The sequence below is a fragment of the Streptomyces sp. a15 genome (genome assembly GCF_059026085.1).
Genome location: NZ_JBWLKM010000012.1, coordinates 34957 through 50350, shown reverse-complemented (window position 1 = coordinate 50350; position 15394 = coordinate 34957). Strand labels below are relative to the sequence as shown.

General features: G+C 71.2%; 16 protein-coding genes and 1 tRNA gene. 12 read left to right on the top strand and 5 right to left on the bottom strand.

Annotated features, from left to right (window positions below; translation table 11 throughout):
• The first annotated feature begins 216 nt into the window (after positions 1–216).
• Both AC5P09_RS15420 and AC5P09_RS15415 read left to right on the top strand, forming a co-directional pair.
• The gene (locus AC5P09_RS15420) at positions 217–801 is read left to right on the top strand and encodes a flavin reductase family protein (RefSeq protein WP_266437564.1); all 585 of its coding nucleotides are present in this window, start codon (positions 217–219) and stop codon (positions 799–801) included.
• Between the two features lie 428 nt (positions 802–1229).
• Complete coding sequence (locus tag AC5P09_RS15415; RefSeq protein ID WP_493874443.1) at positions 1230–1703, top strand: GNAT family N-acetyltransferase; 474 nt, start codon at positions 1230–1232, stop codon at positions 1701–1703.
• A 41-nt stretch (positions 1704–1744) separates the two neighbouring features.
• Here the strand turns inward: AC5P09_RS15415 and arfB are convergent, their stop codons facing one another.
• On the bottom strand, positions 1745–2182 hold the full coding sequence (gene arfB, locus AC5P09_RS15410; RefSeq protein WP_493874442.1) for an alternative ribosome rescue aminoacyl-tRNA hydrolase ArfB: 438 nt from the start codon (positions 2180–2182) through the stop codon (positions 1745–1747).
• A 148-nt stretch (positions 2183–2330) separates the two neighbouring features.
• Here arfB and AC5P09_RS15405 point away from each other — a divergent pair, with 148 nt between their 5' ends.
• Positions 2331–2906 carry a TerD family protein gene (locus AC5P09_RS15405; protein ID WP_493874441.1) on the top strand — a complete coding sequence of 192 codons (576 nt, stop codon included), beginning with the start codon at positions 2331–2333 and terminating at the stop codon, positions 2904–2906.
• A gap of 162 nt (positions 2907–3068) precedes the next feature.
• Complete coding sequence (locus tag AC5P09_RS15400) at positions 3069–4040, top strand: bifunctional GNAT family N-acetyltransferase/NUDIX hydrolase (RefSeq protein WP_493874440.1); 972 nt, start codon at positions 3069–3071, stop codon at positions 4038–4040.
• 49 nt (positions 4041–4089) lie between these two features.
• Here the strand turns inward: AC5P09_RS15400 and AC5P09_RS15395 are convergent, their stop codons facing one another.
• Together AC5P09_RS15395 and AC5P09_RS15390 are read right to left on the bottom strand one after the other, a co-directional pair.
• Positions 4090–4887: a hypothetical protein gene (locus tag AC5P09_RS15395; RefSeq protein ID WP_493874439.1), complete on the bottom strand. Its 798-nt coding sequence runs from the start codon at positions 4885–4887 to the stop codon at positions 4090–4092.
• A gap of 153 nt (positions 4888–5040) precedes the next feature.
• Positions 5041–6450, bottom strand: a complete 1410-nt coding sequence (locus AC5P09_RS15390; RefSeq protein ID WP_493874438.1) for a M1 family metallopeptidase — start codon at positions 6448–6450, stop codon at positions 5041–5043.
• A gap of 41 nt (positions 6451–6491) precedes the next feature.
• Between AC5P09_RS15390 and AC5P09_RS15385 the strand changes: the two genes are divergently transcribed.
• Positions 6492–6992 carry a hypothetical protein gene (locus AC5P09_RS15385; RefSeq protein ID WP_493874437.1) on the top strand — a complete coding sequence of 167 codons (501 nt, stop codon included), beginning with the start codon at positions 6492–6494 and terminating at the stop codon, positions 6990–6992.
• Positions 6993–7084: 92 nt separating this feature from the next.
• Here the strand turns inward: AC5P09_RS15385 and AC5P09_RS15380 are convergent, their stop codons facing one another.
• On the bottom strand, positions 7085–7783 hold the full coding sequence (locus AC5P09_RS15380) for a pentapeptide repeat-containing protein (protein WP_493874436.1): 699 nt from the start codon (positions 7781–7783) through the stop codon (positions 7085–7087).
• A 184-nt stretch (positions 7784–7967) separates the two neighbouring features.
• Here AC5P09_RS15380 and AC5P09_RS15375 point away from each other — a divergent pair, with 184 nt between their 5' ends.
• The 5 genes from AC5P09_RS15375 (at position 7968) to AC5P09_RS15355 (ending at position 13178) form a co-directional block, all read left to right on the top strand.
• Positions 7968–9128: an NAD(P)-binding protein gene (locus tag AC5P09_RS15375; protein WP_493874435.1), complete on the top strand. Its 1161-nt coding sequence runs from the start codon at positions 7968–7970 to the stop codon at positions 9126–9128.
• Positions 9129–9237: 109 nt separating this feature from the next.
• The gene (locus AC5P09_RS15370) at positions 9238–10218 is read left to right on the top strand and encodes a zinc-binding dehydrogenase (RefSeq protein WP_493874434.1); all 981 of its coding nucleotides are present in this window, start codon (positions 9238–9240) and stop codon (positions 10216–10218) included.
• A gap of 44 nt (positions 10219–10262) precedes the next feature.
• Complete coding sequence (locus AC5P09_RS15365) at positions 10263–11756, top strand: MFS transporter (RefSeq protein ID WP_493874433.1); 1494 nt, start codon at positions 10263–10265, stop codon at positions 11754–11756.
• A gap of 9 nt (positions 11757–11765) precedes the next feature.
• On the top strand, positions 11766–12689 hold the full coding sequence (locus AC5P09_RS15360; RefSeq protein WP_493874432.1) for an aminoglycoside phosphotransferase family protein: 924 nt from the start codon (positions 11766–11768) through the stop codon (positions 12687–12689).
• A gap of 9 nt (positions 12690–12698) precedes the next feature.
• Positions 12699–13178: a GNAT family N-acetyltransferase gene (locus AC5P09_RS15355; RefSeq protein ID WP_493874431.1), complete on the top strand. Its 480-nt coding sequence runs from the start codon at positions 12699–12701 to the stop codon at positions 13176–13178.
• A gap of 47 nt (positions 13179–13225) precedes the next feature.
• Here the strand turns inward: AC5P09_RS15355 and AC5P09_RS15350 are convergent.
• A tRNA-Thr gene (locus AC5P09_RS15350) sits at positions 13226–13299 on the bottom strand.
• 243 nt (positions 13300–13542) lie between these two features.
• Here AC5P09_RS15350 and AC5P09_RS15345 point away from each other — a divergent pair.
• Together AC5P09_RS15345 and AC5P09_RS15340 are read left to right on the top strand one after the other, a co-directional pair.
• A complete protein-coding gene (locus AC5P09_RS15345) occupies positions 13543–14679 on the top strand; it encodes an ABC transporter ATP-binding protein (RefSeq protein WP_493874430.1) in 1137 nt (378 codons plus the stop codon).
• Between the two features lie 217 nt (positions 14680–14896).
• Positions 14897–15349 (top strand): hypothetical protein, encoded by a 453-nt coding sequence (locus tag AC5P09_RS15340; protein ID WP_493874429.1) that lies wholly within the window; start codon positions 14897–14899, stop codon positions 15347–15349.
• Positions 15350–15394 lie beyond the last annotated feature (45 nt).

Genomic DNA, 15394 nt, shown 5'->3' with positions numbered 1-15394 from the left:
ACTCAAGTCACAGCGAAAGATGAACAATTGAGGGGAGTTTCTGCGTTTTCTCTGCGCGTTTACTGAACGCAAACTTTGTACGCATGTGGGAGCCGGACACCGGAGCCGGACACCGAAGCCAGACCCTACACAGGGAAACTCGTCCCCAAGTCCTAGGACCGTTCTCGGCCCGAGGCCCGATGCGGCGCGTACGAACATGAGATTAGCGTTTCCGGCGTGCCGAACACTCTCCCTGCCCCGCCCGCCACCCTCGCCGCTCCCGCCTCCGGGCATGCTGTGGGGGTGAGCAACGACGAGTTCCGCGCCGCCATGTCCCGGCTGGCCGCCGGCGTGGTCCTGGTGACCGCGCAGGAGGCGTCACTCGACCCCGACGATCCGCAGGCGCCGGGGGGCGAGGACGTCGGCATGACGGCGACGGCGTTCATGTCGGTCTCCCTCGACCCGCCCCTGGTGCTGGTCAGCCTGCGCGAGGGCTCCCGCATGGACGACCTGCTCGACGAGCAGCCCCTGTGGGCGGTGTCGGTCCTCTCCGAAAGCCAGCGGCACATCGCCGGCCGCTTCGCCATGAAGGGCCGCATCAGCGACCGCCTCCTCTTCGAGGACATCCCGTACGTCCGCGGCGAGGTGTCCGGCGCTCCCCTGGTGGGCGGCGCCCTGGCCACCCTGGAGTGCCGCACGGAACAGCGCGTACCGGCCGGCGACCACGTCCTGGTGATCGGCCGCGTCCTGACGGCGACGCTACCGAGCGCGGACGGCGGCCCGCTGACGTATTTCCGGGGGCGGTACCGGCAGTTGGGCTGAGCGGGATTCGGGGGCCGGCTGGTCCGGCTGTTGGAGCGAGCGGGAATCCGGGGCCGGCTGGTCCGGCTGTTGGGGTGAGCGGGAATCCAGGGCCGGCTGGTCCGGCTGTTGGGGTGAGCGGGAATCCGGGCCGGGTCCGGCAGCTGGGGTGAGCCGGATTCCGGGGCCGACCGGTCCGCCAGTTGGCGTGAGCCGGATTCCAGGGCCGACCGGTCCGCCAGTTGGCGTGAGCCGGATTCCAGGGCCGACCAGTCCGCCAGTTGGCGTGAGCCGGAATCCGAGGCCGACCAGTCCGGCAGTTGGCGTGAGCCGGAATCCGAGGCCGACCAGTCCGGCAGTTGGCGTGAGCCGGAATCCGGGGCCGACCAGTCCGGCAGTTGGGCGGAATTCCGTGGCGGGCCGGTGATTCGCCGACCTAGGGTGCGCGCATGACCACGACCTCCGCGCCCCGCCTGGAAGAGATCACACCCCGCACCTTCGAGGCCGCGACCGGCATCAAGGTCCGCCCGGAACAGGAATTCGCGGTCTCCCCGGTGATGCAGTCACTCGCCGAGGCGTACGTCCATCCCGCCGGAGTCGCCTGGCCCCGCCTGATCGTCGACGGCGACCGTCCCGTCGGCTTCCTCATGGCCTTCTTCGACATCGACTGGAAGGAAGACGGCACCCTCTTCCGCTCCGGCCTGTGGCGGCTGAACATCGCGGCGGAGGAACAGGGCAAGGGCTACGGCCGGTTCGCCGTCCAGTCCGTGGCGGCCGAGATCCGCCGCCGCGGCGGCAAGGAGCTGTACGTCACCTGGCACGCCGGGCCGAACGGCCCCGAGAACTTCTATCTGGGGCTCGGTTTCCGGCCGAACGGGGAGACGAGCGAGGGGGAGATCGTCGGGGTGCTGGAGCTGTCGTAGCGACTCCGCAGGGGGTCACGGCCGAGGGTCATGGCCGGAGGTCATCCCCAGTCGCGGCCGGTTCTCCCCCGCTTGGTGTCCGAGCGCTGCTTCTTCTCCCGCAGACGGCGTTCGTTGATGCCCCGGGGGATCCGGGTGGGGCGGCGCGGCTTGGGCGGCGGGGCCGTCGCCTCGGCGAGGAGAGAGGCCAGACGTACGGCGGCGGTCTCGCGGTTGCGCCACTGGGAGCGGTGCTCTGAGGCGCGCACGGTGACGACGCCGTCGACGAGCCGCCCGGCCAGCTTGGTCAGCGCCCGCTGCTTCCACACCTCGGGCAGCGCCTCGGTGCGGGCGAGGTCGAAGCGGAGCTCCACCTGCGAGTCGCTGGTGTTGACGTGCTGTCCGCCGGGCCCGGAGGACCGCGAGAAACGCCACATGAGCTCGGCCTCGGGGAGCGAGACGGAGCCTCGGATGACGTGAGGACCGGACATGGCGTACATGTTCCCCCGTCTGTCCCGTCCACGTCACCCGAATAACTCGGGTAAAGAAAGTAAAGAGAGCAGGAACCTCGCGTACCCCTCTCCGCGTTGGTACGGGTAGCTGTAGCTTCATGCTGCCGTACGTCTAACGAGGGAAGGACTCCCAACAATGGCTGTAAGCCTGTCCAAGGGTGGCAACGTCTCGCTCACCAAGGAGGCTCCGGGCCTGACGGCCGTCACCGTGGGCCTCGGCTGGGACGTCCGCACCACCACCGGCACGGACTTCGACCTCGACGCCTCCGCTATCGCGGTCAACCCCGAGGGCAAGGTCTACTCCGACGCCCACTTCATCTTCTTCAACAACAAGCAGACGCCGGACAGCACGATCGTCCACACCGGTGACAACCGCACAGGTGAGGGCGCGGGCGACGACGAGGCGATCAAGGTCAACCTCGCGGGCCTCCCGGCCGACATCGAGAAGATCGTCTTCCCGGTCTCGATCTACGACGCCGAGAACCGTTCGCAGAACTTCGGCCAGGTCCGCAACGCCTACATCCGCATCCTGAACGAGGCCGGTGGCGCCGAGATCGCCCGCTACGACCTGTCGGAGGACGCGGCCACGGAGACGGCCATGGTCTTCGGCGAGCTGTACCGCAACGGCGCCGAGTGGAAGTTCCGCGCCGTCGGCCAGGGCTACGCCTCGGGCCTGGTGGGCATCGCCCAGGACTTCGGCGTGAACGTCTGACCCGACGTCCCACCGCAGTCACACCGGAGCCCCCGACCGATTGACGGCCGGGGGTTCCGGCGTGTGGGCGGGGGTCCGGCGTACCACCGGGGCTCCCGCATGACGACCCCCGCCTCCGGCGTTCCCGCCACCCCACCCCCGGTCGGCCGATAGGTTGCCCGCGTGATTCTCACGCCCCTCCCCCTCGGCCCCGACCACGACCTCCCGGGCCCGCTGCTCATCGAACTCACCGCGCTCTACGCCGCCAACCGTGCCTTCCATGCCCTCAGCGGCGACTTTCCGGACCCGGACGACATCCGTCCGGAGCAGGTGGCGGCCGCGCTGGCCGAGGAGGCGGTGAATCCGGGGACCGAGGTGTTGCTGGCCCACAGTGAGGGGCGGCTGGTCGGGATCGCGATCACGCTCGACCGGCACCCCGACCCGGCCGACCCGGACCCGTGGATCGGCCTGCTGATGGTGGCGGCGGACGTCCAACGCCGGGGACACGGGCGCCGGTTGGCCGCACTCCTCGAGGACCGTTTCCGATCCACGGGCCGCACCGCCGTACGCCTGGCCGTCCTCGACGCCAACCCCCAGGGCCTCGCCTTCTGGACGGCCCTCGGCTACGAGGTGATCGACCACCGCGCGGACCGCGAACTCGGCCGCCCGTGCGCGGTCCTGCGCAAGCCGCTGCGCGTCCCGCGCCCCGCGGCCCGGATCGCCGTACTGGACCCCGACGGCTCGGTCTTCCTCTTCCGCTACGACAGCGACGAGTTCGGCTTCCACTGGGCCCTCCCCGGCGGCGGCCTGGAGCCGGGCGAGAGCCTCCGCGAGGGCGCCCTGCGCGAACTCGCCGAGGAGACCGGCTGGACGGACCTCGAACCGGGCCCCTTGCTGTGCACCTGGGAGCACGACTTCACCCGCGCGGGCATCCCCGTCCGACAACACGACCACATCTACGTCACCCACGGCCCCCACCGCCCCCCGACCGGCCTCGACCTGACCACCCTGCGGGCCGAGGAGGGCATCCTCGCCTGGCGCTGGTGGACCCGGCAGGAACTCGCCGAGGCCCCGGAGCCGGTGTGGCCGCCGGAACTGGCGCGGCTGCTGGACGAGTTGGGTCAGCCGGGAACACGCGCCTCGACGGGCCGGTGAGCGGCCCAGCCGCGGCTCAGGCGTGGCTCAGGCGTGACTCAGCCCTGCTTCAGGCGTCGAGCCGTACGGCGGCCGGTGACGTGCTCGGCTCATCGCGGTCCCAGCGCAGGGCGAGGATCGTGGCCGGGACCGCCGTCAGCGCCCAGATGACCACCGTCATCACCACGCCCGTCCAGGCGTCCCAGACACTGCCGGCGAAGAACGCCACTACGAGCGGTGCCGCCACCACGGCCGCGCACTTGAACGGGCCGAACGGGACCCGGGGTGCGAAGGGGCGGCCGGCGGCGGCGCGGCGGGCCCGCCGGGCGGTGCCGAACGCGGCGATGAAGGCCAGGACCGCCAGCCAGACACCGGCCAGCGAGAGCCCGACGAACATGGTGGGGTTCTCGTCGGGCAGCCCGGGGAGCGTCTCGCTGACCCCGTCGTGACCGACGGAGACCTGGTGGTACCGCCAGGTGGTGACCTCCACCTCGTCCCCCGGCTTGACGAGCTCCGACAACTCGCTGTGCCTGTCGACGTCGATCGGCTGATCGGCGGGGGCCTGAACGGGGGGCCGCAGCCGCACGCGGAAGACCGTCACCTTGCCGTTCTTGACTTCCTCGGCGGAGAGAACCGTCCCGCGGATCGTGCGCAGGCAGTCCGCCGTGCCGCCCCCTGCCCCTTCCCCGCTGTCGCACGGCTGTGCGTCCAGGAACGCCTTCTCGTCGGCGACCAGCCCGGGAACCGCGATGCTCGCGGCCGCGGAGCCGCCCAGCAACACCAGTCCGAGCAGCGCCCACGCCACCACGCGCAGCCACGCCTTCCCGGACCGATCCATCCCCGCCCGCTCCCCCGTGCGCACAGCCATCCCCCTTGCCCCCTTCGCTCCGGGAGTATTGAGCCACACGCCTCCGATCACCCGGCAGGCCGGAATACGGCAGTGTCATGCCCGCGTCTGATTGCCGGGATCCGGCAATTCCGGGCAGGATACGGCAGTCCGCCGCCCGGCCGGCGGTCGGCTTCAGACGTGCGCCGGCCTGCCGTCCCCGTACAGCCAGTCCGCCCAGATCCCGTCGAAGTCCTTGCCGGGCGCCAGCTTCTCCACGTACGCCGTGAAGTCGGCCGTGTCCGCGTTCCCGTGGCGGTGCGCGGCGGCCCAGCCGCGGAGGAGGGCGCGGAAGGCGTCGTCGCCGACCGCCTGCCGAACCTTGTGCAGCACCATCGCGCCGCGCTGGTAGACGGGGCTGTCGGAGAGGTGCGCGGCGCTCGTCGGTTTCGCGGGCGGGAAGGACCAGAGGTCCGCGTAGGTCCGGTCGCCGTGCTCGTACAGCGCGTCGAAGGTCTCCTGGGCGCTGTCGCCGCCGTGCTCCTCCTGCCACAGCCACTCCGCGTACGTCGCGAAGCCCTCGTTGAGCCACATGTCCCGCCAGGTCTTCGGCGTCACCGAGTTGCCGTACCACTGGTGGGCGAGTTCGTGGACGAGGAGCCCGGTGTCGGGCACGCCGGGGAAGACGGGCCGGTTCTGGGTCTCCAGGGCGTAGCCCGCGTCGCCGGCGCGATCGACGATCGCGCCGGTGGAGGAGAAGGGATACGGCCCGAAGGTGTCCGCGGCCCACTCGATGATCCCGGGGATCCCGGACAGCACCTTCCGGCTCGCCCCGGCCAGGCTCGGGTCGACCGCGACGTACACGGGCAGGCCGTCGGCGGTGGTGGAGCGGCGGATGTCGTAGTCACCGACGGCGACCGTGACGACGTGACTCGCCATGGGTTCGGCGGTGCGCCAGGTGAACGCCGTACGCCCCCCGGCGCTCCGCTCGCTCACCAACTCGCCGTTGGACACCGCCCGCAGCCCCTCCGGCACGCTCACCGTGACCTCGTACGACGCCTTGTCGGAGGGGTGATGGTTGCCCGGGAACCACGCCATCGACCCCGTCGGCTCCCCGAGAGCGAGCGCCCCGTCCGCGGTGCGCAGCCAGCCCTCCTCGGAGCCGTCCGGGTCGGTGATCGTCTCCGGGGTGCCGGAGTAGCGGACGGTCACGCGGAAGGTCGCGCCCTCGTCGAGACCGTCACGCGGGCGTACGGTCAGCTCCTGCCCGGCGCGGTTCCAGCGGGCGCCCTGCCCGTCCACCGTGACCCCGTCGACGTCGAGCCCCTCGAGGTCGAGGTCGAAGGCGGAGAGGTCCTGGGTGGCGCGGGCGCTGATCGTCGCCGTGCCGGTGAGGTGGTCGGGGTCGGGGTCGTGGGCGAGGTCCAGGTCGTAGTGCGTGACGTCGTATCCGCCGTTGCCCGCCTCGGGGAAGTACGGATCGCCCACGCCGGAGGCGCCGGGGCTGCCGTGCACCGCCTCGCCGCCGCCACCGCCGCACGCGGTCAGGGCGAGGGCGAGGAGAAGGGACGTGCAGGTCGGGACCACCCGTGCGGATCGGGACACGCCGGTGATCCTATGAGGACACGCGTGACACCATCACGTACGTGCTCGACATCGGCTACGCCCTCTCCAACCGCTTCCCGGATCCCCCGCAGACCGACTACCGCCGCGCGGACGTCCGTGCCCTGCGCCACGACCTGTTCTGCGGGGACGTCTACCTCGCCGACACCAAGGCGGACCGGGAGCTGTCCACAGCCTGGGGATGGGTTCCGGTGCTCGACTTCGCGTGGGCCCTGTGCGACATCGTCGAGCACATCGACCGCGACCCGGCGGGCTCCCGAGCCGCCCGCCCCCAGCGCGCGGAACTCGACTTCACCGAGTCCACCGACCGCATGCTCTTCGAGCGCCGCTTCGGCTGGGTGGACATCGAGGCCGACTGGATGCCACCCGAGGAGCCCCCGCTGAGCTTCTCGCACACCGAGCTCCGCAAGGAGGCCCGGGACTTCCTGCACGACCTGATCGCCGACCTCGTCGACCTGCACGACGACCTGGGCGAGAACCCGGCGATCTGGACACTGCAGGCGCGGTTTCCCAGGGTGGAGTGAGCCCCCGGGCCCCGAGACACCAGGGCCCCGAGACCCCAGGGCCCGGAGACCCCAGGGCCCGGAGACCTCAGGGCGAGCCCCCGGGCGCCCCCTCACCCCTCCACCCGAATCCCCATCTCCGCCGCCAGCACCGCCGCCAGATCCAACAGCTGCGCCGGGCTGATCACCGCCCCCGCCAGCCGGTCCACCCCGCGCGCGATCTCCAGCGAAGCGGCCCCACGCAGGTCGACGTCCTTCAGGGTGGCCGCGCTCAGATCGACCCCCTTCAACTCGCAGTCCACGAACTCGACCCGCTCCAGCCGGGCACCCCCGAAATCCGGCTCGACCAGGACGCAGCCCTGGAAGACGACGTCCTTGAGGCGGGCCGTACGCAGGTTCAGGTAGTCGATCTTGCCGCCGCGGATCAGGACGCGCTCCAGGACGGCCCCGTGCAACTGCGCCCCGCCGAGCCGGGCGTCCACCAGCTCGACGTCACGCAGGGTCGACTCCGCCAGGTCGGTGCCCACACCCCGGATGCCGGTGAGGACCGAGTCCAGGAAGCGCGCGTGGTGCAGCCGGGTCTCGTCCAGCGCGCACCCCGTCAGCACGCAGTCCATGAAGCGGGCGCCCCGCCCGTCCTGCCCGGCGAAGTCCGTCTGCGCGAACTCCAGCCCGTCGTAGTCCCCGTCCGGCTCCAACCCCCCGCCCCCGTACGGCTCCAGCGGCGGCAGCCGCACCTCCGGCCGCCGCGCCGCCTTCACCCGGGCCGCCCCGCCGGCCCCACCGGTCCCGCCCACCGCTCTCCTCGCCATGCCCCCATGCTGCACCCCGCCACTGACAATCGCCCTGACCTGCGAGGACTCCCCCGATGTCACATTCCGGGTCCCTCCATCAGTCGTACTCACTGAACGGAACAGCACCGGAACAGCCGGAACAACACCGGGACAGCACCCGGGACAGCACCGAACAGCGCCCCGACCGAGGGAGACCCGAACCATGCACCGCATCACCGTCATCGGCGGCGGCTTCGCCGGACTCACCGCCGCCGTCACCGCCGCCGAGGCGGGCGCCAAAGTCACCATGTACGAAGCCCACCACACCCTCGGCGGGCGGGCCCGGACCGCCGAGGGACCGTACAAGACGAACGAAGGGCCGCACGCCCTCTACAACGGCGGCCCGCACTGGGTCTGGCTCCGGCAGCGCGACCTCATCGGCCCGCTCGCCCCCATCCCGCCCCTGGAGGCCGCCCGGCTGCGGCTGCGCCACAAGGGCGTCCTGCGCCGCACCCCGCCCTTCGCGATGCTCAAGCTGCTGCGCCCGGGCGCCCGGCAGGCGCCCGTCGACGTCGACTTCATGACCTGGGCGACCGAGCAGGCCGGCGAGGAGGGCGCCCGCGCCGCCGCGCACTACTCCGCCGTGGCCCTGTTCCACCACGACCCCGGCTCCCTGTCCGCCGCGTTCGTGCAGGAACGCCTGCGCCGCGCCACCAAGCTCCCGCCCGAGGCCCACTACCCGCGCGGCGGCTGGGCCAGTGTCATCGACCGGATGGCCGCCCGGGCCTGGAATCTGGGCGTCCGGATGGAGACGCTGTCCCGGGTCGACACCCTGCCCACCGACACCCCGGTGGTGGTCGCCACCTCACTCGACGCCGCCCGCCGCCTCCTCGGCGACGACTCGCTGACCTGGACCAGCGGCCGTACCGCCCTCATCGACCTCGCCGTACGCACCCGGCGCGGCGACGCCTTCGCCGTCTCCGACCTCGACTCCCCCGGCTGGCTCGAACGGTTCACCGCCCAGGACCGCTCCCTCGCCCCCGCCGGCGAGCAGCTCATCCAGGGCCAGATCCCGATCGCCCCGCACGAGACGAAGGCCGACGGCATCGCCCGCGCCGAGCAGCTCCTCGACCTCGCCTTCGAGGGCTGGCGCGGGCGCGTCACCTGGCGGCGCGAGGCCGTCGCGAACGGCCGTACCGGCGCCGTCGACCTGCCCGGGACCAGCTGGCGCGACCGGCCCGCCGTCGACCGCGGCGACGGCGTCTACCTCGCCGGCGACCAGGTCGCCGCCCCCGGCGTCCTGTCCGAGGTCTCTTTCAACAGCGCCCTGACCGCGGTCTCGCTCGCCCTCGGCCGGAACGCCCTTGACCTCAAGCAAGCTTGAGGTTGAACAGTGGACCCCTGACGACAGCACCACCGCACGACAGAGCCAAACCACGCCAGAGCCACAGCACGCCAGAGCCACAGCGCCACCAACCGATGGGGGACCCCACATGCACGCCATCCGCCTGCACGCCTTCGGCCCGGCCGACAACCTCACCTACGAGCAGACCGACGACCCCCGGCCGGGCCCCGGCCAGGTCCGCATCGCCGTGGCGGCGGCCGGTGTCCACCTCCTCGACACCGCCCTGCGCGAGGGCATGCAGGGCCCCCTCCCCGAGCTGCCCGCCCTGCCCACCATCCCCGGCCGCGAGGTCGCCGGCGTCATCGAGTCCCTCGGCGAGGGCGTCGCCGCGCTGTGGCGCGACAAGCAGGTGGTCGCCCACCTCGGATTCGCCCCCGGCGGCTACGCCGAGCTCGCCGTCACCGACGTCGAACGCGTCCACGAGATCCCCGCGAACCTGGACTACGCCCAGGCCGTCGCGATGATCGGCACGGGCCGTACGACGATGGGGATCCTGCAGTTCGCCGAGCTCGGCCCCGACTCGGTCGCCGTGATCCCGGCCGCCGCCGGCGGCATCGGCACCCTCCTCGTCCAGTACGCCAAGCACGCCGGCGCCACCGTCATCGGCCTCGCCGGCGGCCCCGAGAAGGCCGCCCTCGTCCAGGCGAACGGCGCCGACCTCGCCGTCGACTACAAGGACCCGTCCTGGCCGGACAAGATCCGCGCCTACCTCGGCGGACGTACCGCCACCGTCGTCTTCGACGGCGTCGGCGGCGACATCGCCCGCGAGACCGTCGCCCTCCTCGGCCCCGGCGGCAAGCACATCGTCTTCGGCTGGTCCGGAGAAGGCATCCACGACGGCAGCCCCTACCTCGTCGACGGCGTCTCAGAGCAGGTCCTCGGCCCCGTGATGATGCAGAAGACCGGCGGCCCCAACCCCGTACGCACCCTCGAACTGCGCGCCCTCACCCAGGCAGCCGAAGGCCGCCTCGCCCCCGCCGTACAACGCTTCCCGCTCGCCGAGGCCGCCGCCGCACACCGGGCCCTGGAGACCCGCCGGACCACCGGAAAGGTAGTCCTTGAACCATGACCTCCGCAGATGCGACCGGCCGAGATCCATGGTCTTCTGGCCGGATGAGCGCCACCTCGACAGGTGATCAGGCGGACGCCGGCCCACGCCGCTGGTGGGGCCTGGTGGTCATCGCCCTCGCACAGCTGATGGTCGTCCTCGACGCGACCATCGTGAACATCGCGCTCCCTTCCGCACAGCGCGACCTCGGCATCACCGACGGCAACCGCCAATGGGTCATCACCGCCTACACGCTCGCCTTCGGCGGCCTCCTCCTGCTCGGCGGCCGCATCGCCGACCTGGTCGGCCGCAAACGCACCTTCGTCATCGGCCTCGTGGGCTTCGCCGCCGCCTCCGCACTCGGCGGCGCCGCCACCGGCTCCGGCATGCTCTTCGGCGCCCGCGCCCTCCAGGGCGCCTTCGCCGCCGTACTGGCCCCCTCCGCGCTCTCCCTGCTGACGACGACCTTCACCGACCCCAAGGAACGCGGAAAGGCCTTCGGCATCTACGGCACCCTCGCCGGCAGCGGCGCCGCGATCGGCTTCATCGTCGGCGGCCTGCTCACCGAGTACCTGAACTGGCGCTGGTGCCTCTACGTCAACATCCCCGTCGCCGTCGTCGCCGTCGTCGGCGCCCTCGTCCTCCTCCACGACCGCCCCCGGCACCCAGGCTCCCGCCTGGACGTCCCCGGCGTCCTGCTCGGCTGCGGCGGCCTCGTCGCCATCGTCTACGGCTTCAGCGAGGCGGAACCCCGGGGCTGGACCGACGCCCTCGTCCTCACGTTCCTCGCCGCCGGAGTCGTACTCCTCACGACGTTCGTGTGGTGGCAGACCCGCGCCCGCACGCCCCTGCTGCCCCTCCACATCGTCAAGGACCGCAACCGCGCCGGCTGCTTCCTCACCATGGGCCTCGCCGTCATCGGCATGTTCGGCCTGTTCCTCTTCATGACCTACTACCTCCAGGTCGTCCTCGCCTACACCCCCGTGCAGACCGGCCTCGCCTTCCTCCCCCTCACCGCCTCGATCATCATCGGCTCCACCCAGATCTCGGCCCGCCTCATCAACCGCGTACCGCCCCGAGCGCTCATGGCCCCCGGCATGCTCCTCGCCTCGGCCGGCATGGTGGTCCTCACCCGGATGACGGTGGACAGCGCCTACGCCACCGAGATCCTGCCCGCCCTGATCCTCATGGGCCTCGGTATGGGCCTCACCTTCACGCCGGTCTTCTCCACCGCCACCGCGGGCGTCGCCCCCCAGGACTCCGGCGTCACCTCGGCCACCCTCAACACCGCACAACAGGTGGGCGGCTCCATCGGCACGGCCCTGCTCAACACCATCGCCACCACCAGCAGCACCGCCTACCTCACCGCCCACCTCACCGCCCCCGGCGGCCGCGCCCAGACCGCCAAGGAGGCCGTCGTCCACGGCTACACCGTCGCCATCTGGTGGGCCGCCGCCATCATGCTGCTGGCCGGCCTGATCGCGGCCCTGATGGTCACGGCCAAACCCTCCAAGCACGGCGCCCCGGCACACACGCCGGTACCGGAATCGGTGGCCTGAACAATTCGCATGAGGCGCATCACGCAGGCCGGTAGGGTCCGCAGCGTGATCGATATCCCGGACGAACTGGCCGCGTCACAGGAGGAGTTCAACGGCGAGGCGGGCCGCGCGTTCATCGCCGGGCTGCCGGACCTGACGGCCGAGTTCCTGGAACGCTGGGAACTGACGGTCGACGGACGGCCGATGCACGGGGTCGCCGCCCTGGTCGTGCCGGTCGTCCGCGCGGACGACACCCGGGCCGTACTGAAACTCCAGCTCCTCGACGAGGAGAGCGAGGGCGAACCGGTCGCCCTGCGCGTCTGGGACGGCGACCGGGCCGTACGGCTCCTCGACCACGACGAGACGACCGGCACCATGCTCCTCGAACGCCTCGACCCCACCCGCATGCTGTCCCACCTGGACGACACCCGCGAGGCCGTCCTGGTCATCGCCCGCCTCCTGGCCCACCTCACCTCCGTACCGGCCCCGCCGGGCATGCGCCGCCTCGGCGACATCGCCCAGGCCATGCTCGACCAGGCCCCCCGAGCCCTGAACCACATCCCGGACCCGGAAACCCGCCGCCTGGTCACCGACTGCGCGGCCGCCGTACGCGAAGTGGCCGACGACCCCGGCGACCGCCTCCTCCACTGGGACCTCCACGACGAGAACGTCCTCGCCGCAGACCGCGCCCCCTGGCTCGCCATCGACCCCAAACCCCTCGCCGGCGACCCCGGCTTCGAACTCTGGCCCGCCCTCGCCAACCGCTTCGACGCCGACGAGATCCGCTGGCGCTTCGACGCCATGACCGACGTACTCACCCTCGACCGGGCACGCGCGCGTGCCTGGACCCTCGGCCGACTCCTCCAGAACACCCTCTGGGACGTCGAGGACGGCCGCCCACCGGACCCCCAGCAACTGGAAATCGCCAGGCGCCTGAGAAACCACCCGGGCTAGCCTCCCCCCATGATCCGCGCCGCGACCCCCGCCGACATCCCCGCCATCCACACCTTCGTCCGCGAGCTCGCCGAGTACGAAAAGGCACCGCACGAGGCCAAGGCGACCCCGGAACAACTCCACGAGGCCCTCTTCGGCGAACGCCCGGCCGCCTACGCCCACATCGCCTGCGACGACACGACGGCCGAGCCGGTCGGCTTCGCCCTGTGGTTCCTGAACTTCTCCACCTGGCGCGGCGTCCACGGCATCTACCTGGAAGACCTCTACGTCCGCCCCACCGCCCGAGGCGGCGGCCACGGCAAGGCCCTGCTCACCGAGCTGGCGCGGATCTGCGTGGAACGCGGCTACGAGCGCCTGGAGTGGTCCGTCCTGAACTGGAACGCACCGTCGATCGCGTTCTACGAGGCACTGGGCGCCCGACCCCAGGACGAGTGGACGGTGTACCGGCTGACGGACGGGGCGCTGCGGACGCTGGGGTCGCCAGCATGAAGAAGCCCAGGACAGACATGGTCTGACCTGGGCTTTTCTTAGTCGGGAGCCCCCTGTCGGATTCGAACCGACGACCTACGCATTACAAGTGCGTTGCTCTGGCCAACTGAGCTAAGGAGGCCTGCACGCGGGTCACGCGTTTACGTGCCCGTGCAGTGTACCCAGGCCACAGGGTGCCCCTCTCGAAAATTTCGGCGAAGTTCACACTCCCCCAGGTACTGACAGAACACGTGAACGCCAGGTACCGTCCTGACCCAGTTCACCTGCGTGGACTACACCACCCCGGCACCGCCCGGGGCGGCTCACCACCTTCCTACAACGGATCGTCCGGCACGTTCCTGCCGGTAGAAGGGGGCCCTTCACCATGGCCACTGTCTCGTTCGACAAGGCGACCCGGATCTACCCGGGTTCCACCAAGCCCGCCGTCGACGCTCTCGAGATCGACATCGAGGACGGGGAGTTCCTCGTCCTGGTCGGTCCGTCGGGTTGCGGCAAGTCCACCTCGCTCCGGATGCTCGCGGGGCTCGAGGACGTGAACGGCGGTTCCATCCGCATCGGCGAGCGTGACGTCACGCACCTGCCGCCGAAGGACCGGGACATCGCCATGGTGTTCCAGAACTACGCGCTGTACCCGCACATGTCGGTCGCCGACAACATGGGCTTCGCGCTCAAGATCGCCGGCGTCAACAAGGCGGAGATCCGGCAGAAGGTCGAAGAGGCCGCGAAGATCCTCGACCTCACCGAGTACCTGGACCGCAAGCCGAAGGCGCTCTCCGGTGGTCAGCGTCAGCGTGTGGCCATGGGTCGCGCGATCGTGCGTGAGCCGCAGGTGTTCCTCATGGACGAGCCGCTGTCCAACCTGGACGCCAAGCTCCGTGTGTCCACGCGTACGCAGATCGCGTCGCTGCAGCGCCGTCTCGGCATCACCACCGTCTACGTCACCCACGACCAGGTCGAGGCCATGACGATGGGCGACCGGGTCGCCGTACTGAAGGACGGTCTGCTCCAGCAGGTCGACTCCCCCAGGAACATGTACGACCGGCCCGCGAACCTCTTCGTCGCCGGCTTCATCGGCTCCCCGGCGATGAACCTCGTCGAGGTCCCGATCACCGACGGCGGTGTGAAGTTCGGCAACAGTGTCGTCCCGGTCAGCCGTGACGCCCTGTCGGCCGCCGCCGACAAGGGTGACACCACGGTCACCGTCGGTGTGCGTCCCGAGCACTTCGACATCGTCGAGCACAACGGCGCCGCCGCCGCGTCCCTCTCGAAGGACACCGAGGACGCTCCGGCCGGTCTCGCGGTCTCCGTGAACGTCGTCGAGGAGCTCGGCGCCGACGGCTACGTCTACGGCAGCGCCAAGGTCGACGACGACCTCAAGGACCTGGTCGTCCGCGTCAGCGGCCGCGCGGTCCCGGACAAGGGCGCCACGCTGCACGTCGTGCCGCGGCCGGGCGAGATCCACGTGTTCTCGAGCTCCACGGGCGAGCGCCTCACCGACTGAGGCGAAAAGAGCGACCAACCCGGGCGAATTCACCCGCGTTGACGAAGAGGGCCCCGCAGCCTGCTGCGGGGCCCTCTTCGTTGTCGACAAATACCCCGGCAGACCGGTCATTTCGAGCAGCGTGCGTCAACCCGCTACCCAAAAAAAGGCACCACTTCATCCCCCGAACCGGTGACTAAATGTCGCCAAATCATCACCCCGCGCTACCCTCACACGCGTGAAGCACTCCACTAACCAACAGACGCGACGCGGCCGGGGCCCCGCCCGCCGGATCGGCCGCACCCTCGCCCTCGTCCTGCCCGTCGTCCTGGTGCTCTCCGGGACCCTCGCGGTCACCCGAGTCAACTGGTCGGGGAATCCCGCGAACGCGGTGCTCACCGCGTCGGACGCCACACTGTCGGACGCCAAGGCGCCCGCCGCCCGTACTCCGCAGGACGTGCTGCGCGACCAGCTCCTGACCGAACTCCAGGAGCGGAACCCGGGCGTCGCGCTCACGCACCTCCAGGAGGCGGTCAACGGCCGTCCGTCGCTGGCGAAGCACTGCGCGTCCATCGCGCGTGCCCTGGGCCGTGCCGCGGTCCGTGTGTACGGGCCCACGCGGGCGCAGTCCTACGCCCGCCCGGCCTGCGACACGTCCTTCGCCACGGGCGTGGCGGCGGCGCACAGCTGAGCAGGGTCCAACGGGGGGGGGGAGGGTGGTAACGGCAGATTAACG